This window comes from Nocardioides sp. (genome assembly GCF_030150155.1).
Classification (GTDB): Bacteria; Actinomycetota; Actinomycetes; order Propionibacteriales; family Nocardioidaceae; genus Nocardioides.
On sequence record NZ_JASLGR010000034.1, the window covers coordinates 95415 to 121433 of the forward strand.

Genomic DNA, 26019 nt, shown 5'->3' on the forward strand with positions numbered 1-26019 from the left:
TCAGCTCTCCTTCGTGGTGATGACGGTGTTCTCGAGGCGGTCGATGACGGCTCGCTGGCCGGGGCCGATGAAGATGGTGGTGCCGGGGTGCTCGATGATCGCGGGGCCGGTGACCTCGTCACCCGGCTTCAGGCCGGTGCCGCGGACGACCTCGGCCTCGGTCCATCCGCCGGGTAGGTAGACCTGGCGGGTGCTGGGTCGCTCGACCTCCAGCGCCGAGCCACCGGAGATGACCGTGGTGATCTCCGGCTTGTTCAGCTCGCCCTTGGCCTGGACTCGGACCGAGGGGATCTCGACACCGGCGCCGGTGAAGACCGCCTCAGGGCCGTAGAGCTCCTCGAACTGGGCGATGAAGGCGTCGAGCAGGTCCTGCATGTCGGCCGCGGTCAGCTCGCCGGCCGGCAGCGCCACCGAGAGGCTCTTGGACTGCATCCGGAAGCGGACCTCGGCGTAGCGCAGCACGTGGATCCGGTCCTCCTCGGCACCCGAGTCCAGGAGCTGGGTGCGGACCTGGGCCTCCAGTCGGGCGAGGTTCTCCGCGATCCGGTCGGCCGGCAGCATCGCCGCCGCGCCCTCCCACACCGGCGTGGCCAGCGGGTCGGAGAACTCAGCGGAGACGTGCAGGTCGCTCATCGCAGCGCCGAACGCCGAGTGCACCGTGGCGGTCGACGGCACGATCACCGACTGCACGCCGAGCTCGTGGCCGAAGCCGTGACAGTGGGCACCGCCGGCGCCGCCGTACGCATAGACGACGAAGTCCCGCGGGTCGTGACCCTTGCCGACGGTCAACGTGTCGAGCAGGTCGGCCATCTTGTGGTCGGCGATCTGCTTGATCCCGGCCGCCGCCTCCTCCACCGAGATGCCGAGCGGGTCGGCCACGTGCTCCTTGACCGCGCGGACGGCGGCGTCGCGGTCCAGGGCGAAGGTGCCGCCGAGGAAGTACTCGGGGTCGATGATGCCGAGCACGACGTCGGCGTCGGTCACCGTCGGGCGGGTGCCGCCGCGCATGTAGCAGGCGGGACCGGGCACCGATCCGGCCGACTCCGGGCCGACGAGCAGCTGGCCGTCGACCACCTGGGCGATCGAGCCGCCGCCGGCACCGATCGCGGTGACCTGCACGGCCGGCTTGAGCACGTGGTAGCCGTTGACCTCCTGGCGCGGGCTCACCACCGGCTCGAAGTCCAGGATCATCCCGACGTCGAACGAGGTGCCACCCATGTCCGTGGTCAGCACGTTCGGGGTGCCGAGCTGCTCGGCCAGCTTGGCCGAGGCCAGCACGCCGCCGGTCGGCCCTGAGGTGAGCACGGAGACGGCCGTCTCACCGCAGCGCTCGGGGGTGATCACGCCACCGCCGGAGTCGAGGATGCGCAGCGTCCCGGTCATGCCGCGGCGGTGCAGCGACTCCTGCAGGCTCGCCATGTAGCGCGCCACGTGCGGCCCGAGGTAGGCGTTGAGGGCGGTGGTCGCGGTGCGCTCGTACTCGCCGAGCACCGGGGCGAGGTCCGAGGAGACCGAGAGGTAGACCTCAGGCGCCATCTCGCGCACGATCTCGGCGACCCGCAGCTCGTGGGCCGGGTTGCGGAAGGACCAGAGCAGCACGATGGCGATCGCCTGCACCCCCTGGTCGAGCAGACCCTGTACGGCGACCCGGACCGACTCCTCGTCGAGCGGGGCGATCACCGCGCCCTTGTAGTCGATCCGCTCGACGACCTCGGCAGTCAGCTCACGCGGGACCACCGGCTGCGGATGCTCACGTCGCGAGAAGTGCGTGATCTCGTGGATCTCCTTGCCCGCCCAGTGGCCCATGCCACGCTGGATCAGCAGCGTGTCGCGGAACCCGTTGGTCGTCAGGATGCCGGTCTTGACGCCCTTGCGCTCGATCAGCGCGTTGGTCGCGACCGTGGTGCCGAGACCGAAGTAGTCGACCTGGGAGAGCAGCGAGCCCTCCTCGAGGCCGAGCTCGGCCTCCGCCAGGGCGAGCGCGTTGTTCACGCCGCGGGCGGGGTCGTCGAGGGTGGTCGGCGTCTTGAGCAGGCGTGCCACTCCCTCGTCGTCCAAGAGGACGGCGTCGGTAAACGTGCCGCCGATGTCGATGCCGACGTAGTAGCTCACGGGTTCCTCCGATGAATCGTGTGACTGTGGTCACTGAACGTGACGCACATCATGCAGACTCACTCGACAGACTGTCAATCGAGAGACGAAGAACGCCCCTGGGGTCATCCCCAGGGGCGTTCGGTGTCGCGAAGGTCGCTCAGCCGACGAGCAGCGAGTACCAGGAGTCGGTCAGCACGTGCAGCGCGGTCGGGCGGGTGACCAGGTCGGTCCACCCGCCGACGTGGGCCCAGCGCCGGGAGTAGTACTCCAGCTGCGCGAAGGCGGCCAGAGCGCGCGCCCGACGGGTCTCCGGCGCGAAGCGACCGGCGATCGTGAGGCCCTCGGTGATCTCGGCGATCGCCGTCTCATGCCAGTGATCGACCATCACCTGCACCGCGGCCTCCACGTCCGCAGCCTGATTCGCCACGACGACGTACGGCATCATCTGCGGCCAATGGTCGAACCGGCGCGCGAAGAACGCCTCGATCTTGCCGCGCTCGCCCGAGGCGACCACCTCGGTGAGGGTCGGCTTGTCGGTCGAGACGACCAGTTCGGAGACCTCGCCGAGGAGCGCCGCGATCAGCTCCGACTTCGACGAGAAGTGCAGGTAGAACGTGGCTCGGTTGGCCCCCGCCCGAACAGCGATGTCGTCGACGGTCGTGCCGACGTACCCCTTCTCACCGAAGACCTCGAGGGCCGATGCCAGAAGCAGGCTGCGGGTCATCTGCTTCTGCGCACTCCTGAGGCTCACGGGGCAATGATAGGCGATCGCTCGATCGCGCCAGATGGACAACATCATGTCGTGTCAGTTGACAGTGAGCACGGTCACATGCGACCGTCTGGCCTATGGGCACCCTTGTCTTCGCCGGCACCACGTCGCATGTCAGTGGCATCGTCCGCGCCCCGCATGCGGACTCCGACAACGGCGCCGCGCTGGCCGCCGCCTGGGACGCGATGGCAGCCGAGATCGCCGCCGCCGACCCCGACGTCATCGTCCTGATCGCCCCCGACCACCAGGAGGCGTTCGGACTGGAGAACCTCCCGATCTTCGCGATCGGCTCCGCCGAGATCCACCGGGCGATCCGCGAGCACGGCATCCCGGTCGACGACGTCGCGGGCGCACCGCAGACCGCCCAGGCGCTGCACGCCTCGCTGGTCGCGGCGGAGTTCGACGTCGCGATCGCCCACGAGATGCCGCTCGACCACGGCTTCCTGGTCCCGGTCAAGCGTCTGGGGCTGCAGCAGCGTCGCGTCGTTCCGCTCTACCTCAGCTGCAACCAACCGCCGCTGCCGACGCTGAAGCGCTGCCAGGGGCTGGGGGTCGCGCTGCGTCGCGCGATCGAGGAGCTCCCCGCCGAGACCACGGTGGCGGTGCTCGGCCTCGGCGCCCTCTCGCACTGGGTCGCCGTCCCCCGGATGGGCGAGATCAACGAGGAGTGGGACCGCCGGGTCCTCGACTGGTTCGAAGCCGGGGAGCTCGACGCGATCGCCGCGATGACCGATGCCGAGATCCTCGAGGAGGCCGGCAACGGAGCGCTCGAGATCAGGACGTGGCTCACTGCCGCCGCCTGCGCCGGTGGCCCCGCCCGCACGCTGGCCTACGCCCCGATGGCCCCGTGGGTCACCGGGATCGGCATCACCGAGCTCGCGATCGCCGGGATCGAGGCGGTCCGATGACCCTCGTCGCCCTCAGCCACCTCGCCCACGACCTCGACCGCCGGCCGACCGCCCCGCAGGAGCTACTCGCCGATCCGCGCGGCTTCCTGGCGGGCTACGACCTCTCCCCCGCCGAGCTCGAGGCAGTGCTGGCCCTCGACGCCCACGGACTCGTCGCGCTCGGCCTCAACCCGATGCTGATGTGGAACATCCTCGGCGCTGCCGGTGTCGGCCCCCTCGACCTCTACTCCCACACGCTGACTCTGAAAGAAGCAGGACACTGAGATGACCATCTGGACCGACACCCTTGGCGCCGAGGTGCGCTTCTACCAGGCCGGACCGTGGCGCACCCGCGCCCTGGAGGCCGGCACCGGCGACCGCCACGTGATCCTGCTCAGCGGCATCACCGGTCACGTCGAGGGGTGGAGCCGCAACATCACCGACCTGGCCGCGCAGGGCTTCCGCGTGCACGCCATCGACGCCCTCGGCCACGGCTTCACCGACAAGCCGACCGACGTCGACTACGTCGCTCCGACCTTCGCCGAGCATGTGATCGCCTTCATGGACGCGGCCGGGATCGAGCAGGCCGACATCGTCGGCCAGAGCCTCGGTGGCTGGATCATGCTGTACGTCGCCAAGGCGTACCCCCACCGGGTCGGGAAGATGGTGCACGTCACCGGTGCCGGCATCCTCCTCGATGACGAGGCACGCGCCGCCGAGGCAGCCAACGTCGGGGACCAGGTCGCCTCGGTGACCACCAAGGCCCTGGAGGCACCGAGCCGTGAGTCGGTGCGCCAGCGCCTGGAGTGGCTGATGTACAAGCCTGAGACGGTCACCGACGAGCTGGTCGAGACCCGCTACCAGATCTACTGCCTGCCCGACTCGCGCGAGGCGATGCCGAAGCTCGTCGCCCAGGCCCCCGGTGCCGCCAACCGGCCGTACATGCTGACCGAGGCCGACCTGGCCGCCCTCCCCCACGAGACCCTGATCCTGTGGTCCGACCACAACCCGACCACGCCGCCCGAGGTCGGCCGGCGCGCCGCGGAGATCATGCCGAACGCCTCGTTCGACATGATCACCGACGCCGGGCACTGGCCGATGTTCGAGCAGCCCGAGGCGTTCAACAAGGTCGTCGGAGCGTTCCTCACCGGCTCGGCACCGCGGGGGCGTGAGGCGTGAGCGTCCCGATCACGCTGGCGTGCGAGCGCTACGACCGCACCGAGGCGCTGCGCGACGGCCGGGTCACGGTCGCCGGAGTCGACCTCACCTACCTGCCGCAGCAGGTCGAGAAGACCTTCTTCCGGATGGCACGGTTCGGCGAGTTCGACGCCGCCGAGATGTCGCTGTCGTCGTACGTCCTGGGGCTGACCCGGGAGAACCCGCCGTTCGTCGCGATCCCGGTCTTCCCGTCGCGCTTCTTCCGGCACAGCGGGATCTACGTCCGTGCCGGCTCCGAGGTCACCGAGCCGATGCAGCTCGCCGGCGGCACCGTCGGGATCGCCGAGTGGCAGCTCACCGCCAACGTGTGGATCCGCGGGATCCTCGCCGACGAGTACGACCTCCCGGTCGACGCCGTCTCCTACCGGACCGGCGGCCTGCTGGAGCCGGGTCGCCCGGAGAAGCTCAAGGTCGAACTGCCGGCCTCGATCAAGGTCAGCCCGATCGGGGCCGACCAGACCCTGTCCCAGATGCTCGCCGATGGCGAGATCGACGCGATCTACTCACCCCGCGCCCCGCAGGGGTTCGGCGGCGAGGGCGCCCCGATCCGGCGGCTCTTCGCCGACTCCCGCGCCGCCGAGCAGGAGTACTTCGCTCGCACCGGCATCTTCCCGACGATGCACGTCGTGGTGCTGCGCCGCGACGTGTACGAGAAGAACAGGTGGCTGGCCCGCTCCCTCTTCGAGGCGTTCTCCGAGGCGAAGGCACTGGCCGAGGAGAACTTCGAGGAGACCGCAGCGCTGCGCGTCATGCTGCCGTGGTTCCTCGACGAGGCCGCGGCCACCCGCGAGCTGATGGGCGACGACTTCTGGGCCTACGGCCTGGAGCCGAACCGGCACGTGCTCGACACCTTCCTCGGCTACGCGCTGGACCAGGGCATCGCCGCTCACCCGATCTCCGCGGACCAGCTGTTCGCACCCGAGACACTCGAGACGACGCTGGTCTGACCCTGCTGCCCCGGCTGCCGCCGCTGAAAGCCAACTGGCCGCCCAGGTTCCCCCTACTCGGGGGTCCTGGGCGGCCAGCTGTCGTGATCGAGCCAGGCGGTCGGGCCTAGCGGAGCACGCGGACCTTGAGGGTCTGCGTGCGGGCCGCGTAGGCCTGCGAACCCGAGTACGCCACCTTGAGCACCGTCACACCGCGCTTGGCGATGGTGCCCAGGCGCAGCGTGGCCACCCCGTTCACCACCCGCACGGTGCGGGTCCGGGCGTGCTTGCCCGAGCCGATGGTGACCCTGACCGTGCCGGTCACCGTGGTGCGGGCGTGGCCGGTGATCCGGACCTTGACCCGGACGTGGGTGCGCTTGGCGTGGACCTTCGGGTTGACCACCCGCGAGGTCAGGGTGGTGAGCGCCACCGCACCGGCCGGAGCGGCTGCGGCCGCAGCCGAGGAGGCAGCCGACGCCGGGGCGACGACGTGCACCACGACCTGCGTCACCGACGGCCGGGACGTCTCCACCCCGGCGTACGACGCCGACAGCACGTAGTCGCCGACCTTGAGCGCCCCGGCGGGCAGGGTGAGGGTGGCCACCCCATCGGTCAGGTCGTCGCTGGTGGCGGTGTCGGCACTGACCGTCGCCGTGGCCAGCGTGGTGCCGGCCAGGCTGAGAGTGACGGTGCCGGTCGGGAGGGTGTCCCCGCCGATCACCCGGACACCGACGGTGGTCGGCGTACCGGCGACGGCGGCGATGTCGCCGGAGAGCACCACGCGCGGCGTGGAGACCTGCTTGGTCGGGTCGATGCCGATGATCTCGGGGTTGTGGTCCGAGGCCCGGAACGGCTGGTCGTTGTAAAGGAAGACCGGGTTGTAGTTGGCCCGGCTGTACTCCCCCGCGACCTGCTCCTCGGCGTTGATCTGCCACACGTCGACCCCGGTGACCAGCTTGACGCCGCGGGTGTTGGCGAAGACGTGGTCCAGGGAGCCGGCCATGCCGTCGAAGGAGTAGGTGTACTCCCCGCCGTTGAAGGCACCGTTGAGCTCGGTGAAGCCACCGGCCTCGATGGTCTGGATCGGGTCCTCGGACGAGTTGGCGTTGTAGTCACCGGTGAGGAAGACGCTCTGCGTCCCGACCCGGTCGGCCATGTCGTTGGCGAACTTCACCAGCGCCGTGGCCTGGGCGACACGGTCCGGGTTGGCGTTGCCCTGCCCGGTGCCGTCGTTGGTGCCCGACCCCTTGGACTTGAAGTGGTTCACGATCACCTCGAACGCGTGGCTGTCGGCCGAGCCGGCGGCCTTGAACGCCTGCGCCAGCGGCTCCCGTGCGTTCACGAACGCGGCCGAACCGGTCAGGATCGTCGAGTCGCCCACCGGCGCGACCAGGGCCGGCTGGTAGATGAACGCGGTCCGGATGGCGTCCTGGTCGGAGACGGCCGGCTGCTTCGAGGCCGGCGGCGAGGGCACGTAGGCCCAACGGTCGTAGCCGGCGGCGGCGTTGAGCGCAGCGACCAGGCGGGCCGGGCCGTAGTCACGACCGCGGTCGTTGGTCGGGTCGTAGCCCGGCGGCAGGCACGACAGCGACGTGCCGGTCCCAGCCGCAGCAGCCGAGGTGGCACCGACGGTGGGCTTGAAGGTGCCCGTGCACGAACCGGTGCCCCACGGGGTGAGCCCCTTGATCAGCGAGCGGTAGAGCAGCCCGTTCTCGATCTCCTCCAGGGAGATGATCGCGGTGGCGTTGCCGCCGTCGGCCTGCGCGGTGCCCATCGTGTTGATCGCCTTCACGATCTTCGCCTCCTGGTTGTAGAAGGCGGCGGTGAGCGCCGCACCACGCGGACCGGGCTGACCGGTCGCGGTGATGGTGCAGGTGTTGTCGGTGACCTTCACGCTGGCACGGTCGGTGTAGTACGTGCAGGTGCCCAGGTTGGCGCGCTCGAAGGCGTCACCGGTGGTCGGGAAGTAGTTGAGCACGTTGAACGTGCCGATGCTGAACTTCCCGCTGGCCTTGAGCACGTCGGCCGGCTTGAGGTTGGCCGTGCGGGTGTCGGAGAAGGTCGCGACCTGGCTGCCGTCGACCTTGTCCAGGGGCGCGGTGCCGAGCTCGACACGCGGCTGGACGTGCCACTCGTCGCGCAGCTGCATCAGGATCAGCTTGCCGTTGTCCCCGGAGTCGAACGTCACCTGGGAGCCGATCCGGACCGGGTTGGTCGGGGTGAGCCAGGAGAACTCCTTGCCCGAGCTGCCCGAGAACGACCCCTCCTTGGCGTCGTCCAGGATGATCTTGCGCGCGTTGTTGTCGGCCGTGACGGCGGCGACGGCACCGGTGTTCTGGGCGTCGGCGATCTCGGTCGGGGTGATCAGCTGCTTGTCACCGCGGGCGAGCAGGATCTCGCCGTACCAGTTGGTGTCGTAGTTGTCGGTGACGGTCCAGTGCTGGTCGGCCGAGGGCTGCATGTCGATCAGCTCGCCCTCGTGGGACTCCTTCTCCGCAGCCGTGTCCAGACCGGCCCACACCCCCTGTCCCCCACCGGGACCGGTGTAGGGCACCACGGTGCCGAGCGACGTGGCGAGCTTCGTCACGGTCAGCGGCATCGACTTGTAGGACGCGTCCACGATCTCGGTGGTGGTCTGCGTGCAGGTGCTGGTGCAGGTGCCCGCCGCGAACTCGGTGACCATGCCGCTGACCTGGACCGAGTCACCGACGTTGAGGCCGGCGTCGATCGTGCTCTGGTAGACGAAGACCGCGTTGGACGGGTTGCCGCCGTACTGGGCGATCTCGGCGCGGTCGCGCGCGGCCGGGTCGGTGCTGGGCTCCTGGATGTAGAAGCCCTTCAGCCCGGTGCGGTAGATCGCGGTGACGACACCCTGGGTGGTCACCTGCTGGGCGCCGTACGGCGACAGGTTGCCGATCCCCTGGATGTCGTGGATCGGCACGATCGCGCCGCCGACCACGATGGAGAACGAGACCGTGGTGGTGGCCTGGTCGGCGTCGGTGACGGTGACGGTCACCGCGGAGGTGCCGGTCGCCGACGGCGTACCGCTGATCGTGCCGGTGTCGGTGGCCAGCGTCAGCCCGGCGGGCAGGCCGGTGGCGCTGAACGTGTACGGCGCGGTGCCACCCGACGCGGCGACGGTGAACGGGGTGATCGCGCTGCCCTTGTTGCCGACCTGGTCGCCGGGGCCGGTCGCGGCCAGCGGCGGGTGGTCGGTGACGGTGATCGAGAAGCTGGCCGTCACCGTGGCCGGGGTGGCGGCGGAGTCGGTCACGTCGACCTTGACCGGGAAGGTGCCCGCGGCGGTCGGCGTGCCGCTGATCTGGCCGGCAGCGCTGAGGCTCAGTCCGGCCGGAAGCGGGCTGCCGGACTGGACGGTGTAGGTGTAGGGCGAGGTGCCGCCCGAGCCGACCACCGAGAACGGGGTGATCGCCGTGTTCGTCACGAACGCCTTGTCCGCCACCGTGGCGACACCGAGCGGGATGACCCCCGAGGACTTCTGCGGGGTCGGGGCCGCGGTGGTGATGTCGGCGGAGGTGACATCGGTGTCGACGTGGTTGGTGCGGTTCAGCGACAGCGCCGCGGTGCCGGTGGCGGTGCCGACGGTGCCCTCGTAGGCAGTCGCGGCACTGGAGGAGACCAGGTCGATGATGCCGCTGGTCCCGGCCAGGTTGCCGGTGGTGGTGACGGCGCTGCTGCTGGTGCTCAGGAAGACCTGACCGCCGGCAGCGGCCAGGTTGAGGGCCGGGTTGCTGACCAGGTCGGAGCTGAACGCGCTCCCGACGGTGCCGGCCGCGCTGGCCTGCACCAGGTAGTAGTCGTGCGGCTGCACCGCACCGCTGAGCGGAGCGATGTTGGAGTAGGCGGCGCCGGAGTAGGTCGCCGACCGGTAGTGCAGGTAGACGCCGGTGAGGTCGATCGCGGCCGAGGTCGGGTTGTAGATCTCGACGTAGTCGGCGTTGTACAGGGCCCCGGTGTTGCCACCGGCGCCGTAGACCTCGTTGATCACCAGACCGGTGCCGGTCGGGTTCGCGTGCGCGACGGGGGCGAGGGCCAGGCCGGCACCCACCAACGCCATCGCGGTCAGGGACGTGGCCGCCGTACGGGCGGCCGTGGTGCGAGTGCGCATCAGTGCTTCACCTTGAACTTCTTCGTGACCGTGACGGCCTTGACCGTGGGGCTACCGCTGTAGCGGAACGTGAGGGCGACCTTCTTCGAGCCGCGCTTGATCAGCTTCGGCAGCGCGGTGGTGGCGCGGCCGTTGCGGATCGTGACAGTGACCTTGCGGACGCCGGGGCCGGTGATCGTGACGGTGCCGTTGGCCAGGGCGCCGTTGACTCCGGTGACGACCAGCTTCACCCCGGGCCGCTTGACCTTGCCGACCTTGACGGTGGTGGCGGTGGCGGTGATCCGGCCTGCGACCGCGACCGGCGTCGCCGGCACCACGGTGTAGCTGACCGGTGCCGCCGTGGAGGCAGCGAAGGCCGCCGCGTCGGTCGGGGTGAACGCAGCGGTGACGCTGAGCTTGCCGGCCGTCTTCGCGACGTACGTCGTGGTGGCAGTGCCCGAGGCGTTGACGCTCACCGGCGCACCGATCGCGGTCCCGTTGACGGAGAACCGCACCGTGCCCGCGGCACCGGCCGGAGCGACGGTCGCCTTGAGGGCGAGCGAGGCACCGGGCTTCGCGCCGGCCGGCGTGGTGACCGCGACCGTCGTGGTCGTGGCGGCCGCCGCAGCGGTGGCGACGGCGAGGTCGAAGTGCGTGATCGTCGCGGCGCTGGGGCTGCTGGTGGTGAACCGCAGCGCGGTGGCGTCGGCGGGGACCGTGAAGGTCAGCGTCGCGGCACCGGCAGCGGTGACGTCGGCGTGGGCCAGCTCGGCGGTGCCGTTGCTGACCGTGAGGGTGAGCGCCTTCGGCGTACCCAGCGAGGTCAGGTCCAGGTTGGACAGGTGCGTCGTGTAGGTCCGACCGGGCACCAGGGTGGCCGGCAGGTCGTCGCTCCAGATCGCCCGGCGACCGAAGTCGGCCGTCGCGGCGTCGGTGGTGGAGGCGTGCAGCTGCTTCCAGAAGCTGTCGATCCACAGCTCGGAGTCGGTCTTGCCGACGTCGCTCCAGGTGCCGTTCTTGAACGCGGCGAAGTTGTCGCCGCCGGTGGACAGGAAGCTGAGCGTGGAGACGGTGTAGGTCTTCGCCGGGTCGATCGGCTTGCCGTCGAGGTAGACCGCCTTGACGTGAGCGTAGGTGCGCCACTGGTCGGGGGTGTAGGTCTGGTCCATCGTGTTCGAGCCCGACAGCACGACGCGGACGTTGTCACTGACCTGGATCGCCTGGAACGGACGGGCCGGGATCGACCAGGTGCCGTCGGTGGTCGACTGGACGGTCTGCCACTGCTCCTCGAAGACCTTCACGATGTCCGAGCCACGCATCCGGCCGTAGACCACGGTGTTGGTGAAGGGCAGCACGTTGTTGGCCTCGGCGTAGGTCACCACGCCGTCGCCGTTGTCAGCGTTGGTGCTGGTATCACCGCCGTAGAGCAGCTCGTCGCGCAGGCCACCGGAGTTGGTGAAGGCGAGGTCGGGCTTGCCGAACCCCTCGGTACCCGGGATGGAGGTGTCGGCCAGGGCGTCGGCGACGAGGTGTCCCAGCGTCGACTCGAGCTGGCGCTGGTCGCGCCCGGTGCGCGGGTCGGAGGCGGCGATCGTGTAGTCGCCGGTGCCGTCGGCGCCGTACGTCCCACCCTCGTAGGCGGTGGTGATGTCGTCCTTGATGTAGCCCGCGACCTGGTTGCCCTTGGCCGTGGCCTTGTCGATCGCGGGGTCGAGGATCGCCTTGACCGCCTGCAGGTTGGGGCGGCTCATGTCCGGGACGACGTTGGCCGTGGCGAGGTTGGCCGGCTGGCTCGCGGTCACCGACGGGGTCGCCGTACCGGCGCCGTGGACGGTCAGGTCGACCTCACCGACATAGTCGCCGTAGTCGCCGGTCTGGATGATCGGGCGGGTCCGGCCCGGCTGGCCGGGGACCGGCGCGTTCCAGGCGTAGCTCTTGTGGGTGTGGCCGGTGAAGATCGCGTTCACCTTGGCGCTGAGCTTGGTCACGATGGCGGCGAAGGTGCCGCCCTGGGCGACCTCGCGCTCCAGGCACTGGGCGTCGGTGAGGGCGGGGATCATCGTCGAGCAGTCCGAGGTGCCCTCGGGGGCACCGGCGTGCAGCGTCGCGACCACGATGTCGGCCTCGCCGTTGCTCTGGTCGCCGTCGGTGAGCTGCTGCGCGTAGGTGTTGACCGCCGCGACCGGGTCGCCGATGGTCAGGCCGGTCAGACCGGTCGGGTTGACCAGGGTGGGCAGCTCGTCGGTGATCGCCCCGATCACGCCGACCTTGAGGTTGCCGACGGTGATGATCTTGTACGGGGCGAAGACCGGCTTCTTGGTGGCCGTGTCGACGACGTTCGCCGCGACATAGCCGTACGACGCCTGCGGCACGATCCGGTCGCGCAGGTCGGTCCAGCCCTTGTCGTACTCGTGGTTGCCGGTGGCCGAGACCTGCAGACCGAGCGCGTTCATCACGTCGATCGTCGGCTTGTCCGGGTTGGCCGACCCGTCGGCGTTCTCGTAGCTCGAGGAGTTGAACAGCGAGGCGCCGACGTTGTCGCCGGCCGAGAGGAAGAGGCTGCCGGCGAAGCCCGCCCGGGTGGCGTCGTCACGCTCGCTGTCGAGCACCTCGCCCAGGCGCAGCGGGATCGCGGCCTGGGTGCTCTGCGACCCGTTGTTCCAGATGGGGGTGTCGCGCCGGCTGTCGAGCCGGCCGTGGAAGTCGTTGATCCCGAGCAGCCGGACCGTCTGGCCCGGGTCGGTGGTGTCGGCCGCGTGGGCCGGTGCTGCCAGAGTGAGGCCGCTGCAGGCGACCGCGAGGGTGGCCACGCTCAGAGCGCCGACCCGAAGACGTGAGGTGCTGAACACGTTGCTCCAACTGAGGTGCGGTGGAGGCGACGCCACTGACACTGGGGTCCCCAGGTCGCCCGAACCCCCATACCTTGGCTGACTCAGGGGATTCTTGGGTAACGCTCAGGTAAAGATTGGTCCTCGATCCATCCGGAGAGGGCCGGCGGCGGACCGGACGAGCACCCGCGAATCGTCAGCGCAGTCGTCGGCGCCGTCGTCGGCGCGGGCGCAGCGCGTCGGGCGGTGTGGCTCCCCGGGTAGGAGTCGAACCTACGTCGCTAGTCCTGATTCAAAGTCAGGCGGGCCCTGCCGGCAGACCAACCGGGGAAAGCGCGTCACACACTAGTTGACGCGAGTCGGGTCACGGGGCTCACCCCCGCGGGAAGACCACCTTCATCCGCGCCACGGCGGGGTCGGGGAGGTCGTACATGTCGGTGCCCGGTGCGACCTCGAGATACTCGATCACGCCGCCGTAGCGGGCGAGCTCGGCACTGAGCCAGTCCACGTCGAAGCGACGGGTCAGGCCGACCGGCTCCGGCATCGGCAGGTCCGCACCGGGGCGGGTCGCGGAGAACTCCAGGAAGAGCGCCCGGCCCCCGCGCAGCGTCGCCGAGGCGAGCCGGAAGAGGTGGTGGCGGGCCTCCTCGTCGAGGGAGCCGATCAGGCCGCGGGCGTAGAGGTGGTGCGGGTCGCGGGAGAGCTGCCCGATCAGGTGCATCACCATCCGGGCCTCGTTGAGCACGATCATGTCGACCAGCACCCGCTCGGCGAGCTCGGGCGTCTCGACGCTGCGCTCCTCACGGATCCGGCGCATCGTGCCCAAGCCGGGACGGGAGTAGTCCATCGCGAGCACGTCGTGCCCGTGCTCGCCGAAGTGGAAGGAGTCGCGGCCGTTGCCGGCGCCGAGGTCGACGACCTTGGCCCCCTCCCCCAGCTGCGGCTCGACCCAGCGGGCGAACTCCGAGGGGCCGGTCGGGATCCGGTCGATCCCCGGCGGCGTCAGCACCGAGAGCCACAGCGGGACCTCGGTGCGGAAGCCCCGGAACCAGCCGTCGAGGCGGCGGGTGCCGATCGGTGAGTCCTGGTAGCGGAAGCCCGGGTCGGGCACCCGCCAGTTCTCGCCGTAGATGAACGACAGCATCGCCTCGGGGTGCTTCGGTGCGGGGAACTCGCGTCCCTCCAGCTCGATGGTGCCGAGCGGGAGCAGGTCGGCCTCGACGTCGAACTTCCCGTTGCGGTTGCCGAACTGGTAGAACGTGCCGCCGCTGCTGTCGGGGATGGTGAACGCCGAGAAGATGTCGATGTGGGCGCCGCGGCCGTCCGAGAGCGGCCAGATCACCTTGATGTCGCCGGCCGACATCCGCAGCACGTTCCAGTCCAGCTCACGCAGCGCGCGCTGGATCCGGTAGCTCTCGGCGATGATGTCGGCGGGCGTGGTGTGGTGCGTGTAGTAGCACAGGTCGACGTCGGAGTCGTGGCCCAGCATGGTGCCCTGGCGCACGGCGCCGAGCAGCGCGCCGTAGCAGAGGTAGGCCTCCACCCCGCAGCGCTCGCGCAGCTCCTTGAGCACCAGCGCCGAGGCCTCCAGCAGCTCGGCCTTGACGTCGGAGGAGGTCTCCTCGAAGGCGTGCGCCAGATGGCCGACCTTGTCGATCGAGTACGGCGCCCCGGTCTCGTCCACGAAGGCCACCCGTGTCGGGGCGTCATCGAAGGCGACCTCGGCGTCGTGCAGCACGACGGTGCCGTCGTACGTCGCCAGCCGGAGGTGCGTGCTGCCGGTCAGGTACGGCACCAGCGCGCGCGGCCACTCGATCCGTGCCGTGCCCGCGTCGAGGGTGCCGTCACGACCGGGGGTGAACGACCAGACGTACTGGTCGTCGAAGAAGATCAGCAGCGGCTGCTGCGGTGCGCCGTCGACGCGGAGGCCACGGCGAGTGATCTCGGTGGCGGACACGTCAGATCGAGGCTCGCAGGGCGGCGGTCAGCTCGTCGACGCGGGCGTGGTCACCGTCCTCGATCGCGATCAGGATCTGGGCGACCTGGTCGGTCAGCTCCTCCACCCGACGCCGCAGGACGCGGTTGTCCGCGACCTCGGCCTCCAGTCGCTCCACGCGCTCGCGCAGGGTCTCGACGGCAGCCATCACTTGCTCACTTTCGTTGGGGCGGGCCAGGTGACGCGCATACGACACACGGCCGGGTCGGGGAGGTCGAACATGTCGGCACCCTCGACGGTCTCACGGTAGTCGATCCGCCCACCGGCGGCGGTGATCTCGGCGGCGATCAGGTCCGGGTCGAGTCGGCGCACCAGTCCGTGCGGCTGCGGCTCGGGAGCATCGGGGGCACAGGCCTGGAACTCCAGGAACATCGCCTGGCCGCCGCGCAGGGCCACCGACGCCATCCGGTAGAGGTTGGTCCGGGCCTCCTCGTTGAGGCACCCGAGCAGGTGCCGGGCGTAGAGGTGGCGCGGGTTGCGAGCGAGCCGGGCGCCGAGCACCAGCACCCGTCGCAGCTCGTTGAACATGGTCTGGTCGGCACGGACCTGGCCGGGGATCCGGCGGGTCCGGGCGAACGAGCGCCGGGAGAAGTCGATCGCCCGCACCGCGTGACCGGCGGCGGCGAAGTAGCGGGTGTCACGACCGGTGCCGGCACCGAGGTCGGCGACCTTGTCGGTGGGGTCGATCTGGCCGGCCACCCACTGCGCGAACGTGGTCGGCGTACGGCCGATCTCACGGGCACGCTGGTCGTAGACGTCGTTCCAGGCGGGCAGGTCGTCGCGGAAGCCGCGGAACCAGCCGTTGAGCCGCACCACGCCGATCGGGTTGTCGCGGTGGACGAACGACGGGTCCGGCACCTTCCAGTGCGGACCGTAGACGAAGGCGAGCATCGCCTCGGGGTTCTTCGGGGCCGGGAACTCCAGGCCCTCCAGGGTGACGGTGCCCAGCGGCAGCAGGTCCGCGGCGGCGTCGAAGCTGCCCGAGCGGTTGCCGAACTGGTAGAACGTGCGCCCGCCCTCGCCGTGCCCACCGGGGATGGTGAAGGCGCCGAAGATGTCGATGTGGCACTTCAGGCCACCCGAGAGCACCCGGACGACCTTGATGTCGCCGCCCGACATACGGGTGACGAGCCAGCCCTGGGCGCGCACGATCCGCTCCACCCGGTAGCTCTCCCGGATGATGTCGACCGGCGTGGTCTGGTGACTGTAGAAGCACAGGTCGACGTCGGAGTCGTGGCCGATCATCTTCCCGTTGCGGACCGCGCCGAGCAGCGCGCCGTAGCAGAGGTAGGCGTCGACGCCGGCCTCCTCGCGCAGCACCGCGAGGACCTCCTGGGTCGCGACCAGGATCTCGCGCTTGATCTCGGCGGGGGTCTCCAGGAAGGCACGGCCGAGGTGGCCGACCTTGTCGACCGAGAGCGGCTCGCCGGCCTTGTTGACCACGGCGATGCGCTCGGTGGAGTCACCGAACCGGTGCTCGGCGTCGAACCAGACGGTCGAGCCGTCCACGCTCTGCAGCCGCAGCTCGGTGATGCCGTGCAGGAAGCGGACCAGGTTGCCTGGCCAGGCGACGAAGACCCGTCCCTCGTGCTCCTCACCGTCGCGCTCGGGGGTGAAGGACCACAGGTACCGGTCGTCGAAATGGACCATCACCGGCTCGTGGGGGGCCTCGGTGAGCCAGATCCCCTCGGCCGTGATCTCGGCAGACGTCACGGGAGACTCAGATGGTCTTGCGGTACTGCGACAGGAGCTCGCGGACCTGCTTCTCGTCGCGGTCCTGGATCGGGACCAGGAGCTCGGCGACGACGTCGGAGAGCTCGGCGATCTTGCGGTGCAGCTGGCGGTCGGCCTCGAGCTCGGCCTCCAGGGCTGCGACGCGGCTGCGCAGAGTGCGCTCGAACGCCTTCGACCCCCGGACCTTGTCGCGGACCTTGCGGGCGACGTCCTTCGCCTTCTCGCCGGTGGCGTTGACCATCAGAGGGTCTCCTTCTGCTGTGACGGGGCCGGCCAGGTCACGCGCATGCGTGCGACGGCCGGGTCTTCATTATCGAACATGTCGACGCCGGGAGCGATCTCCAGGTAGTCGACGTGGCCTCCGCTGGCCGCGATCTCGGCGACGAGGACGTCGGGGTCGAGCCGCTGGACCAGACCGGCAGGCGCCGGGGCGGGGGCACCGGGTGCCTCGACCGCGAACTCCAGCCACATCGCCAGCGGACCGTTCTCCGCGGTGCCGTCGCCGGCGCGCAGGGTGCTGGCGCCGATCCGGAAGAGGTTCTGCCGGGCGGCCTCGTCGAGGCAGCCGAGCAGCTGACGTGCGTAGATGTGGTGCGGGGTGCGGGCCAGCTCGCCGATCAGGTGGAACACGTGCCGGGTCTCGTTGAGGATCACCTGGCGGGGCACGATGTTCTGCTCGCCGGTGGCCTTCTTCAGGGCCCGCACCTCCACGGCCGAACGCCGCGAGTAGTCCGAGGAGCGCACCGCGTGCCCCTGCTGGGCGAACCACAGACCGTCGCGACCGTTGCCGGCACCGAGGTCGAGCACGCGGGAGTCCGGAGCGATCCGCTCGTGCACCCAGGCAGCGAAGTCGGAGCCGGTGGTGGCGACCGTGGACTTCGGGCCCGCGGTGCCACGCAGCGTGACGGTCCAGTCCCCCATCCGGGTGCGGAAGCCACGCAGCCAGCCGTTGAGCCGGCCCATGATGACCGGGTCGATGTACGGGGTGAACGCGGGGTCCGGGACCCGCCACGACTCGCCGTACAGGTAGACGAGCATCGCCTCGGGGTTGGCCGGCGCCGGGAACTCGTAGCCGTCCAGGGTGACCGTCGTGAGCGGCAGCAGGTCGGCGCGGGCGTAGGTGTCGCCGTGCTCGCCGAGGATGTAGTAGACGTCGCCGACGAAGAACGACGAGAAGATGTCGATGTGGCAGTTGCGGCCGTCCGAGAGCGGCCAGATCACCTTGAGGTCACCGCCCGACATCCGGAGCACGTCCCAGCCCAGGTCCTTGAGCAGCCGCTCGATCTTGTAGGTCTCGCGGATGATGTCGGCCGGAGCGGTGTGCTCGGAGAAGTAGCAGATGTCGGTGTCGGAGTCGTGCGCGATCATGCCGCCCTCGCGGACGGCACCGAGCAGGGCGCCGTAGCCGAGCCACGCCTCGACGCCGCAGCGCTCGCGCAGCTCGCGGATCACGGTCTGGGAGCCGACCAGGATCTCGGCCTTGATCTCGTCCGAGGTGGACTCGAAGGAGCGGGTCAGGTGCCCCATCTTGTCGATCGCATACGGGTGGCCGTCCTTGTCCACGAACGCGACCCGGGTCGTCGCCTCACCGAACCGGTGCTCGACGTCGCCGAGGACCTCCCCGTCGAGGGTCGCGACCTTGAGCCGGACGACGCCGTCGAGGTACGGCGTGAGCACGTGTGGCCACGCGATCTGGGTGCCCCCCTGCGTTTGCGTGCCGTCGCTGCCAGGGGTGAACGACCAGATGTGGCGGTCGTCGAAGTAGACCAGGACCGCGGGGCTGGATCCGCCGACACCCTTGAGGAAGAGCCCGTCGTGATCGATCCGCACCCGGGCAGGTGAGGTCAAGAAACAGCCTCCGCGGCGCGCTTGAGGTGCTGGCGCAGCGCGGTGCTGGAGGTCTGGATGGAGTACGGGAAGTAGCAGACCTCGACGCCGACCTCGGCCATCTGCTTCTCCAGGTTGTCGCCCTTGGGCGTGCCCTTCCAGTCGTCGCCCTTGAACAGGCGGTGGAAGCGCACGTCGCGCCAGGCGTCACGCTTGTCGAGCGTCGTCTCGACGTACGTCGCGTCGACGATGCCGATCGCGTCGACGATCGCCTCCCGCTCGACCAGCGGCACCGTGGGCCGGATCCCCTTGCCCTGCTCGCACATCTCGTCGGAGACGATGCCGGCCACGAGGATGTCGCAGCGGCTGCGCGCCTGGCGAAGCATATTCAGGTGACCCACATGGAAGAGGTCGAAGACTCCGGGGACATACCCGATGATCTTCTCGCCCGTCTGGTCGCTGGCCTGGTCACTCACTCGGTCATCCTAGCGCCGAGAACGTTCAAATCCGGTTCTCCCGCCGCTCACCCCCGCCGAACGCAGGCATTCCGGCGACCTCCGACATCGGATAGCGCGGCGACAGGGTGCCCGACGGTGACTGCACGGTCTCGTAGGCGATGCCGGTCACCATGCGGGAAACTCCGACGCGCATCTCCGGCTCCCGTCCGCTGTGCCGACGCTTCGGCCCGCCTAGAACGCGTCCATCCAGATCCCGCCCTGCGACTCCAGCACTCCTTGCGATCGTGCTCCTGGAGCCGGTGCGACGGAAGTGGCGTCAGACGTCAAGGACAAACGTGGCTGTCAGCATGGGTTCCCGCCTACGATGTTGACATGGACACCGTCGATGTCGAGCGCCTACGCGAAGCGTGTGAGCGATACGGCGTCGCACGCCTGGAGGTGTTCGGCTCGGTGAGCCGCGGCGAGGCCACTTCCGACAGCGACATCGATCTGTTGTACGAGCTCAAGCCCGGAACCATCGCGACCTGGGACTTCCTCGGCCTCGAGGACGAACTATCCCAGATCCTCGGACGGCCCGTGGATCTCGTCGACCGCAGTTCGGTGAACAAGTACCTCCGCGAGCAGGTGCTTCACGACGCACGGCCGTTCTATACGGCGTGAGGACCTACTCCTCCGGGAGATGATCGACGCTGCCACGACGATTCAGAATGTGATCGGCGATCTGGATGTCGAGAGCCTTGGCGTGGACACGCTCCGGCGCGATGCAGTCCTGTGGAACTTCATGGTCCTCGGGGAAGCCGCGAACCAGCTTCCTCGCGATTTCAAAGCCGCGCACCCAGAGATCGAGTGGTCCAAGCCCACGCAGTTGCGGAACAAGATCGTCCACGGCTACTGGAACGTATCGCTTCAGATCCTCCACGACACCGCGCGACAGGTCCTTCCGGCCTTCGTTGAACGGTTGACCGCCTCCCTCATGTTCCCTGACGCAGGAGCCGACGAACCTCACTCTGGGCATTGACGAGAGCGCACCCTGGCGCCGGCCATGAGAACCCAGATCACCAAGGGCGACTTCGGGTCGTGCGCAATCCGGTCGTAGTGGTGCCGAACAGCATCTGCAACTGCCCCCGAACGACTACCAAGGTCGGCCGAGTGCGCCAGCAACCCAAAGGAGAAACTCGCGTGCATGAGTTCTTCGCCCCAACCGCGAGCCCCGCCGCCAGCGCTCATAATCTGTCGCTTCTGCAGGATCGCCTCGGCAATGTCACGCGGCCGCATCGTCAACTTGCATGAAAAGGCAGCTGCGACACCGCTGACCAAGATTGCCGATTCGTCCATCAGATGGACCGGGTAGTCGGGCCGCAAAACAATGAGGTCTGTCTCACCGGTCTCGCCACCCGGGCCAACGATGTACCGTCGATTGACAACGGGCCAGCCGTTGCCCCAGCGTTCAAGCAGCTGCTTCCACGTCGCCTCGGCTTGATGGCCAGCGCGCTGAGGATCCCTGCGCCGCGCGGAGTCCCTAGCCTCCGCATAGTCTCGCTCCACGCCCTCGGCAAGCGATTGCACCAACCCATGGAAGCGGTTCCTCCGGGGAGTTTCCACTGTCGGCCACTCAGAATCGTCAAGCGCATCTCACTCCGCGGACCCCGGCATCATCTCGCCCATGTGCAAGCACCGTAAAGCGGCCCACCGACACTACGGTGGAGGCATGGACCTTCCCGTGATGCCGCCGCTCCTGCCGATGCTGGCCAAGCCCGCCGCGAAGGTCCCGACCACGGGTGGGGTGAGCTTCGAGCCGAAGTGGGACGGCTTCCGCTGCGTCGTCTTCCGCGACGGCGACGAGATCGAGCTGGCGTCGCGGACGGCGAAGTCGCTGACGCGCTACTTCCCCGAGCTGGTGGAGGCGCTGCGCGAGACCATCCCGGCACGGTGCGTGCTCGACGGGGAGCTGTTCCTCGCCCACGAGGGGCGCCTGGAGTTCGAGATGCTGCAGGAGCGGATCCATCCGGCCGCGTCGCGGATCGCGCGGCTGTCGGTGGAGCGGCCGGCGTCGTACGTCGCCTTCGATCTGCTCGCCCTGGACCAGGTCGACTGCCTGCCGCTGCCGTTCCGCGAGCGCCGGGCCGCCCTGGAGTCGGTGCTGAGCCACCTCGACGTCGGGGGCCGGATCCAGCTCGCCAAGATCACCGACGACCCGGCCGAGGCGCAGCGTTGGTTCACCGAGTTCGAGGGCGCCGGGTTCGACGGCGTGATCGGGAAGCGCGCCGAGTCGGCGTACACCCCCAACCAGCGCACCATGATCAAGGTCAAGCACGCCCGGACCGCCGACGTGGTGGTCGCCGGGATGCGTCCGCACAAGACGTCGACGCCGGAGCGACCGCTGCTCGGCTCACTCCTGCTCGGCCTGTACGACGGCACCGCACTGCAGCACGTCGGGGTCTGCGCGACCTTCACCGACGCCCGGCGTGCCGAGCTGTGGACCGAGCTGCAGGAGCTGGTCGTCGACCTGGAGGGCCACCCGTGGGACTTCCTGGGCGACACCGCCATCGCCAACCCCGATCGGGTGCCCGGCACGGTGTCGCGCTGGAGCGGCGGCAAGGACCTCTCGTTCGTGCCGCTGGCCCCGACGCGGGTGCTGGAGGTGGGCTACGACCACATGGAGGGACGCCGCTTCCGGCACACCACCCAGTTCAAGCGCTGGCGGCCCGACCGGGCTCCGGAGTCGTGCACCTACGACCAGCTGGAGACGGTCAGCGCGTTCGATCTGGCGTCGGTCTTCGCCGGGTGACTCCCCCGGCCTCGAACACCGCTAGATTGGGTCCATGACGTACGACGTGGTGCTCCTGGTCGAGCAGGCAATCTCCGAGGCCGACGCCGCACAGGTCCGCTCGCTGCACGAGGAGATCACCGACGAGGGCGAAGGCCCCGTCGTCTACCACGTGCTGTTCCCGATGGAGGACGCAGCGGCCCGGATCGAGGGCTCCTTCGGCACCATGTCCGGCGGCGGGATGATCGGTTCCCCCTCGCTGCTGCTGGACTCCGTGGACTTCGACGACGTCCGCAAGGAGTGCCTCGCCGAGGCCACCGAGGGGCTGAACACCTCCCTGGCCGAGCTGCGCAAGGTCGGCGCCACCGCCGACGGCCAGGTCGTCGACGTCTCCCCCGTCGACGCGCTGAAGGTCAAGGTCGCCGAGGTCGACGGTCGCGAGGCGATCGTGCTGACCCGCCCGCACGTCGTGGCCGAGTTCTTCCACATCGACTGGACCCACCAGGCCCGGCGCGCCCTCAACGTCCCGGTGCTGCACCTGCTCGAGCACGAGAGCTTCGACGAGCAGGCCGGCGAGGGCGAGGGCGTCTCCGGCTTCTGAGCCGGGCCCGCCCCACACCCTCACGCTCCACGCATCACCCGCACCACCGCATCCGCCAGGAGTCTTCGTGCCGCTCACGCGCACCCGTATGCCCTCGACCTCGCTTCAGCTCCCCCGCCGTCCCGACCTCGACCTCGATCTCTTCGGGGCCGGTGACGTCGCCGACCTGGACCGCAGCGTCGACCTGGAGTCCCTGGTCTTCGCCCAGCCCTCGGCCGGCGAGGTCGACCTCACCGACGCCCGCCTGGCCCAGGTCTCGATCACTCAGGCCCAGGTCGCCTCCCTGATCGCTGCCCGCGCGGAGTGGCACGACGTCGAGATCAGCGGTCGGTTCGGCAGCATCGACGGCGACGGTGCCCGACTGCGCTGCGTGCGGTTCGTGGACTGCAAGCTCGGCTACGTGAACCTGCGCGGCGCCGAGCTGCTCGACGTCACGTTCAGCAACTGCCTGATCGAGGAGCTCGACCTGCTCCAGTCCAGCCTCCGCCGCGTCCAGCTCGACAGCACCGAGGTCGGCACCCTCACCGTCCGCCAGGCCAAGCTGCGCGACGTCGACCTGCGCGGCGGCCGGTTCGAATCGATCGAGGGTCTGATGGAGCTCGGCGGCGCCACCATCAGCGCCGAGCAGGCCGTCGAGTTCGCCCCCGCCTTCGCCACCGAGCTGGGGATCCGGATCCAGGGCTGAGCCTAGGCTGGGGCTGCCGGCGAACGAAGGAGCTGACGGTGGAGCGACACGTGGGGCTGGAGGCCGAGTACTCCTCGACCTCCGTCGACGAGTTCAACCGCAGCATCAACGACAAGCTCATCTCCGCCACCGTCGAGACCCTCGACGCCCGGCCGTTCGAGATCGACGTCCGCACCGCGGTCGTCGGCCCGTATCTGATCCAGTCCTTCAGCGGGAGCGCCCACACCGTGCGGCGCGGCAGCCACGAGGTGGAGACCGACCCGCGCGACCTGATCTTCATCCTGCTCGTCCTCGACGGCACCGCGAGCTACTACTCCGAGGCGCACAGCGAGCTCGCCCACCCCGGCGAGGGGATCGTCTACGACCCGTGCGTGCCGTCGTCGATCTCGCTCAGCAACGGGATGCGGACCCTCACCATCGGGGTCCCCCGCGACGCGGCCGGTGCGACCACCGCCGTGCCGGTACACGCACGCCGGCTCTCGCTGCGCCAGCTCGAGCGCGCCGGGGTGGACGGCCCCGCCGCCCACCGGCTGCACCAGGAGTTCAGCCAGGGCCGGTACGGCGGCGCCGCACCGTTGGCGGCACGCCTGGCCGCCCTGGCCCGCGAGGTGTGCGTGCCACCACGCAGCGACCACGCCACCGTGGCGGCCGAGTTCGTCGAGCTAAGCTTCCCCGACCCGGGGCTGTCGGCAGCCGACGTCGCAGCGGCCGTCGGCCTCTCGGTGCGCCAGCTCAACCGGGTGCTCAGCCGCGAGGACCTGAGCATCGGCGCCCTGATCCTGCAGGCCCGGATGGCTCTGGCCCGCCAGCTGCTGCTGACGGGCCAGAGCGCGATCGCCGAGGTCGGGCGACGCTGCGGCTACAGCTCCGACGTCGCGTTCTCGCGGGCCTTCGCGAAGGTCCACGGGTGCAGCCCGAGCGCGTTCCGGGCCCGCGCCGGGGCAGGCTCGGGTCAGGAGAACTTGGTGCCCATGTCCCCGGCGGTGATGCCACCGTCGACGGCGAGGGCGTGACCGACCATGTAGGTCGACTTGTCCGAGAGCAGCCACAGCACCGCGTCGGCCAGCTCGGACGTCTCCGCCAGGCGCCCCGCCGGCGTACCGGCCCGCAGGTGGTCCACCACGGTGTCGGGCAGCTCCTCCATGAACTGGGTCCGCACCGCGCCGGGGCACACGCAGTTGATCCGGATGCCACGCTCGATGTACTCCAGCGCCGCCGACCGGGTCAGCCCGACCACGCCGTGCTTCGAGGCGTTGTAGGCGGCGTGGAAGTAGGTGCCCAGCAGGCCGCCGACCGAGGCGTTGTTGACGATCGTGCCGCCGCCGTTCTCCAGCATCAGGTCGATCTCGTGCTGGAGGCAGAGGAACTGCGAGGTGAGGTTGACCGTCAGGATCCGGGTCCACTCGGTCTCGGTGATGTCGTGCAGCGGCTCCACCCGGCCGTCGATGCCGGCGTTGTTGAACGCCAGGTCGAGCCGGCCGCTGCGCGCGCGGATCTCGTCGAACGCGGCGCGCAGGGCGGCGGCGTCGGAGACGTCGGTGACCAGAGCGTGGGCGGCACCGCCGGCGGCCTCGATCTCCCGCACCGCGGCGGTGACGGAGTCGCCGTTGATGTCGGCGGCGTAGACGGTCGCACCGGCGGCGGCCAGTGCCAGCGAGGTGGCGCGACCGATCCCGGACCCGGCACCGGTGACGAAGGCGATCTTGTCGGTGAAACTCATCGTGGACTCCCTGAGCAGTGTGCGTCGAACGCCGACCCGACGTCGGCGCCGCCACGCTAGGGCGGCCTCACCTGCTCCTGCCCGCACCGAACGGGACGCCCTCTGAACAGTTCGGGACACGGCCGTCCGCCGTGATCGGTGTAGTCGCACCGTCACCTGGTGACGGTGCGACTACACCGATCAGCCCTGATCAGGCCTGGTCAGCCCTGATCAGCTCTGGTCAGAGCCGGTTGCCCTCGTCGTCCCAGTGGTCGGCGCGCTTCTTGCTCGGCTGCACCCGCGGCGGCTCCCCCGGCATCTTCGGGTAGTCCGGCGGGAAGTTGAGCTCGACGCCGTCCCACAGCGCCAGCAGTGGCGCGAGGTCATAGGCGGTGTCGTTCATCTCGGCCCACGGGTCACGCTCGGCGGCCAGCGCCGGGACCGTGGTCAGGTTGTAGGTCCACGGATCCTCCAGGGCGTCGAGCTCGGCCCAGGTGATCGGGGTGGAGACGGGGCCGCCGGGGCGGGCTCGCAGCGAGTACGCCGAGGCGATCGTGCGGTCCCGGTTGTTCTGGTTGAAGTCGACGAAGATCCGCTCCCCGCGCTCCTCCTTCCACCAGTTCACGGTGGTGCCGTCGGGGTCGCGCCGGGACAGCTCCTGGCCGATCCCGATGGCGGCGTGCCGGACGTCCTCGAAGGAGTGCTCGGCCTTGATCCGGACGTAGAGGTGCAGGCCGCGCGACCCCGAGGTCTTCACGTAACCCGTCACGCCGTGCTCGGCCAGGAGCGCCTGCGCCGCGATCGCGACCCGCTTGGCGTCGGCGAAGGTGGTGCCGGGCTGAGGGTCGAAGTCGAGGCGCAGCTCGTCGGGATGATCGACGTCGGGACGGCGTACGGGCCAGGGATGGAAGGTGAGGGTCCCCATCTGGGCGGCCCAGACCAGGGCTGCGGCACTGGTCGGGCAGAGCTCGTTCTGGGTGCGTCCCGAGGGGAAGGTGACACGGGCCGTCTCGACGTAGTCGGGGGCGCCCTTGGGCAGCGCCTTCTGGTAGAAGCCGTCACCCGCCGTCGCCTTGGGCGAGCCGGGATGGCCGTCGCGGATCGGGGTGGCCAGCGTCATCGACTCCCGCCAGCCGTCGGGCCAGCGCTCGAGGGCGCAGGGGCGCAGCCCGATCGAGGCCATCATCGGGTCGCCGACGCTCGCGTAGTACTCGGCGACCATCAGCTTCGTGATCTCGGGAGTGCGCTCGGTGGCCTCGTAGATCACGCGATCAGGGCTCGACACCCGTACGTCGATCTCCCCGACCGTCACCATCGCTGCGGTGCTCTTCGCCACGACGCCACCCTACTGAGACCCGATCGCCCCGGAAAGTGTCGGCCGTTGGTCCCGATATTTGGCACTGCTGTGCCTGATGCGAACAC

The 26019-nt window shown here is 69.7% G+C and carries 24 protein-coding genes and 1 tRNA gene; 10 read left to right on the plus strand and 15 right to left on the minus strand.

What is annotated here, in order from left to right:
- Together Q1V88_RS10635 and Q1V88_RS10640 are read right to left on the minus strand one after the other, a co-directional pair.
- Positions 1–2112 (minus strand): hydantoinase/oxoprolinase family protein, encoded by a 2112-nt coding sequence (locus Q1V88_RS10635; protein ID WP_300681164.1) that lies wholly within the window; start codon positions 2110–2112, stop codon positions 1–3.
- A 139-nt stretch (positions 2113–2251) separates the two neighbouring features.
- Positions 2252–2845 carry a TetR/AcrR family transcriptional regulator gene (locus Q1V88_RS10640; RefSeq protein WP_300681165.1) on the minus strand — a complete coding sequence of 198 codons (594 nt, stop codon included), beginning with the start codon at positions 2843–2845 and terminating at the stop codon, positions 2252–2254.
- A gap of 95 nt (positions 2846–2940) precedes the next feature.
- On the opposite strand from Q1V88_RS10640, the gene Q1V88_RS10645 reads away from it, so the two are divergent.
- Genes Q1V88_RS10645 through Q1V88_RS10660 form a run of 4 tightly spaced genes read left to right on the plus strand, consistent with a single transcriptional unit; the run spans position 2941 to position 5915 of the window.
- Positions 2941–3771: a hypothetical protein gene (locus tag Q1V88_RS10645; RefSeq protein ID WP_300681166.1), complete on the plus strand. Its 831-nt coding sequence runs from the start codon at positions 2941–2943 to the stop codon at positions 3769–3771.
- On the plus strand, positions 3768–4034 hold the full coding sequence (locus tag Q1V88_RS10650) for a hypothetical protein (RefSeq protein WP_300681167.1): 267 nt from the start codon (positions 3768–3770) through the stop codon (positions 4032–4034). The genes Q1V88_RS10645 and Q1V88_RS10650 overlap by 4 nt, the downstream gene beginning before the upstream one ends.
- A 1-nt stretch (position 4035) precedes the next feature.
- Positions 4036–4929 carry an alpha/beta hydrolase gene (locus tag Q1V88_RS10655; RefSeq protein WP_300681168.1) on the plus strand — a complete coding sequence of 298 codons (894 nt, stop codon included), beginning with the start codon at positions 4036–4038 and terminating at the stop codon, positions 4927–4929.
- Positions 4926–5915 (plus strand): hypothetical protein, encoded by a 990-nt coding sequence (locus tag Q1V88_RS10660; RefSeq protein WP_300681169.1) that lies wholly within the window; start codon positions 4926–4928, stop codon positions 5913–5915. Before Q1V88_RS10655 ends, Q1V88_RS10660 begins: the two co-directional genes overlap by 4 nt.
- 106 nt (positions 5916–6021) lie before the next feature.
- Here Q1V88_RS10660 and Q1V88_RS10665 read toward each other — a convergent pair whose 3' ends face one another.
- The 10 genes from Q1V88_RS10665 to Q1V88_RS10710 all read right to left on the minus strand — a co-directional run bounded on the left by Q1V88_RS10665 (position 6022) and on the right by Q1V88_RS10710 (position 19017).
- On the minus strand, positions 6022–10023 hold the full coding sequence (locus Q1V88_RS10665) for a putative Ig domain-containing protein (protein ID WP_300681170.1): 4002 nt from the start codon (positions 10021–10023) through the stop codon (positions 6022–6024).
- Positions 10023–12851 (minus strand): 5'-nucleotidase C-terminal domain-containing protein, encoded by a 2829-nt coding sequence (locus Q1V88_RS10670; RefSeq protein ID WP_300681171.1) that lies wholly within the window; start codon positions 12849–12851, stop codon positions 10023–10025. Before Q1V88_RS10670 ends, Q1V88_RS10665 begins: the two co-directional genes overlap by 1 nt.
- A 228-nt stretch (positions 12852–13079) precedes the next feature.
- Positions 13080–13161, minus strand: a tRNA-Gln gene (locus Q1V88_RS10675).
- 42 nt (positions 13162–13203) lie between these two features.
- Positions 13204–14787, minus strand: a complete 1584-nt coding sequence (locus Q1V88_RS10680; RefSeq protein WP_300681172.1) for a class I SAM-dependent methyltransferase — start codon at positions 14785–14787, stop codon at positions 13204–13206.
- 1 nt (position 14788) lies between these two features.
- Positions 14789–14974, minus strand: coding sequence for a DUF6752 domain-containing protein (locus Q1V88_RS10685; protein WP_300681173.1), 186 nt, complete (start codon positions 14972–14974; stop codon positions 14789–14791).
- The gene (locus Q1V88_RS10690; RefSeq protein ID WP_300681174.1) at positions 14974–16539 is read right to left on the minus strand and encodes a LicD family protein; all 1566 of its coding nucleotides are present in this window, start codon (positions 16537–16539) and stop codon (positions 14974–14976) included. Before Q1V88_RS10690 ends, Q1V88_RS10685 begins: the two co-directional genes overlap by 1 nt.
- A gap of 7 nt (positions 16540–16546) precedes the next feature.
- On the minus strand, positions 16547–16801 hold the full coding sequence (locus tag Q1V88_RS10695; protein WP_300681175.1) for a DUF6752 domain-containing protein: 255 nt from the start codon (positions 16799–16801) through the stop codon (positions 16547–16549).
- On the minus strand, positions 16801–18408 hold the full coding sequence (locus Q1V88_RS10700; protein ID WP_300681176.1) for a LicD family protein: 1608 nt from the start codon (positions 18406–18408) through the stop codon (positions 16801–16803). Before Q1V88_RS10700 ends, Q1V88_RS10695 begins: the two co-directional genes overlap by 1 nt.
- Positions 18405–18863 carry an adenylyltransferase/cytidyltransferase family protein gene (locus Q1V88_RS10705; protein WP_300681177.1) on the minus strand — a complete coding sequence of 153 codons (459 nt, stop codon included), beginning with the start codon at positions 18861–18863 and terminating at the stop codon, positions 18405–18407. Before Q1V88_RS10705 ends, Q1V88_RS10700 begins: the two co-directional genes overlap by 4 nt.
- A 25-nt stretch (positions 18864–18888) precedes the next feature.
- Positions 18889–19017 (minus strand): hypothetical protein, encoded by a 129-nt coding sequence (locus tag Q1V88_RS10710; protein ID WP_300681178.1) that lies wholly within the window; start codon positions 19015–19017, stop codon positions 18889–18891.
- A gap of 200 nt (positions 19018–19217) precedes the next feature.
- Between Q1V88_RS10710 and Q1V88_RS10715 the strand changes: the two genes are divergently transcribed.
- A complete protein-coding gene (locus Q1V88_RS10715; protein ID WP_300681179.1) occupies positions 19218–19505 on the plus strand; it encodes a nucleotidyltransferase family protein in 288 nt (95 codons plus the stop codon).
- A 19-nt stretch (positions 19506–19524) separates the two neighbouring features.
- Positions 19525–19863: a HepT-like ribonuclease domain-containing protein gene (locus Q1V88_RS10720; protein ID WP_300681180.1), complete on the plus strand. Its 339-nt coding sequence runs from the start codon at positions 19525–19527 to the stop codon at positions 19861–19863.
- Here Q1V88_RS10720 and Q1V88_RS10725 read toward each other — a convergent pair.
- On the minus strand, positions 19848–20411 hold the full coding sequence (locus Q1V88_RS10725) for a DUF6602 domain-containing protein (protein ID WP_300681181.1): 564 nt from the start codon (positions 20409–20411) through the stop codon (positions 19848–19850). The genes Q1V88_RS10720 and Q1V88_RS10725 overlap by 16 nt on opposite strands.
- A 142-nt stretch (positions 20412–20553) precedes the next feature.
- Between Q1V88_RS10725 and Q1V88_RS10730 the strand changes: the two genes are divergently transcribed.
- The 4 genes from Q1V88_RS10730 to Q1V88_RS10745 all read left to right on the plus strand — a co-directional run bounded on the left by Q1V88_RS10730 (position 20554) and on the right by Q1V88_RS10745 (position 23911).
- Positions 20554–21633 carry an ATP-dependent DNA ligase gene (locus Q1V88_RS10730; protein WP_300681182.1) on the plus strand — a complete coding sequence of 360 codons (1080 nt, stop codon included), beginning with the start codon at positions 20554–20556 and terminating at the stop codon, positions 21631–21633.
- 34 nt (positions 21634–21667) lie between these two features.
- Positions 21668–22213 (plus strand): hypothetical protein, encoded by a 546-nt coding sequence (locus Q1V88_RS10735; RefSeq protein WP_300681183.1) that lies wholly within the window; start codon positions 21668–21670, stop codon positions 22211–22213.
- 67 nt (positions 22214–22280) lie between these two features.
- On the plus strand, positions 22281–22898 hold the full coding sequence (locus tag Q1V88_RS10740) for a pentapeptide repeat-containing protein (protein ID WP_300681184.1): 618 nt from the start codon (positions 22281–22283) through the stop codon (positions 22896–22898).
- A gap of 38 nt (positions 22899–22936) precedes the next feature.
- The gene (locus tag Q1V88_RS10745) at positions 22937–23911 is read left to right on the plus strand and encodes an AraC family transcriptional regulator (protein WP_300681185.1); all 975 of its coding nucleotides are present in this window, start codon (positions 22937–22939) and stop codon (positions 23909–23911) included.
- On the opposite strand, the gene Q1V88_RS10750 is transcribed toward Q1V88_RS10745, so the two are convergent.
- Together Q1V88_RS10750 and Q1V88_RS10755 are read right to left on the minus strand one after the other, a co-directional pair.
- A complete protein-coding gene (locus Q1V88_RS10750; RefSeq protein WP_300681186.1) occupies positions 23851–24618 on the minus strand; it encodes a glucose 1-dehydrogenase in 768 nt (255 codons plus the stop codon). The genes Q1V88_RS10745 and Q1V88_RS10750 overlap by 61 nt on opposite strands.
- A 220-nt stretch (positions 24619–24838) precedes the next feature.
- Positions 24839–25933 (minus strand): DNA primase small subunit domain-containing protein, encoded by a 1095-nt coding sequence (locus Q1V88_RS10755; protein ID WP_300681187.1) that lies wholly within the window; start codon positions 25931–25933, stop codon positions 24839–24841.
- Positions 25934–26019: the final 86 nt, after the last annotated feature.

Excerpts from the sequence above, each read along its gene's own strand:
- Q1V88_RS10645 (WP_300681166.1), top strand. The coding sequence starts at position 2,941 with ATGGGCACCCTTGTCTTCGCCGGCACCACGTCGCATGTCAGTGGCATC.
- Q1V88_RS10650 (WP_300681167.1), top strand. The coding sequence starts at position 3,768 with ATGACCCTCGTCGCCCTCAGCCACCTCGCCCACGACCTCGACCGCCGG.
- Q1V88_RS10655 (WP_300681168.1), top strand. The coding sequence starts at position 4,036 with ATGACCATCTGGACCGACACCCTTGGCGCCGAGGTGCGCTTCTACCAG.
- Q1V88_RS10665 (WP_300681170.1), bottom strand. The coding sequence starts at position 10,023 with ATGCGCACTCGCACCACGGCCGCCCGTACGGCGGCCACGTCCCTGACC.
- Q1V88_RS10685 (WP_300681173.1), bottom strand. The coding sequence starts at position 14,974 with ATGGCTGCCGTCGAGACCCTGCGCGAGCGCGTGGAGCGACTGGAGGCC.
- Q1V88_RS10695 (WP_300681175.1), bottom strand. The coding sequence starts at position 16,801 with ATGGTCAACGCCACCGGCGAGAAGGCGAAGGACGTCGCCCGCAAGGTC.
- Q1V88_RS10710 (WP_300681178.1), bottom strand. The coding sequence starts at position 19,017 with ATGGTGACCGGCATCGCCTACGAGACCGTGCAGTCACCGTCGGGCACC.
- Q1V88_RS10715 (WP_300681179.1), top strand. The coding sequence starts at position 19,218 with ATGGACACCGTCGATGTCGAGCGCCTACGCGAAGCGTGTGAGCGATAC.
- Q1V88_RS10720 (WP_300681180.1), top strand. The coding sequence starts at position 19,525 with ATGATCGACGCTGCCACGACGATTCAGAATGTGATCGGCGATCTGGAT.
- Q1V88_RS10730 (WP_300681182.1), top strand. The coding sequence starts at position 20,554 with ATGGACCTTCCCGTGATGCCGCCGCTCCTGCCGATGCTGGCCAAGCCC.
- Q1V88_RS10735 (WP_300681183.1), top strand. The coding sequence starts at position 21,668 with ATGACGTACGACGTGGTGCTCCTGGTCGAGCAGGCAATCTCCGAGGCC.
- Q1V88_RS10750 (WP_300681186.1), bottom strand. The coding sequence starts at position 24,618 with ATGAGTTTCACCGACAAGATCGCCTTCGTCACCGGTGCCGGGTCCGGG.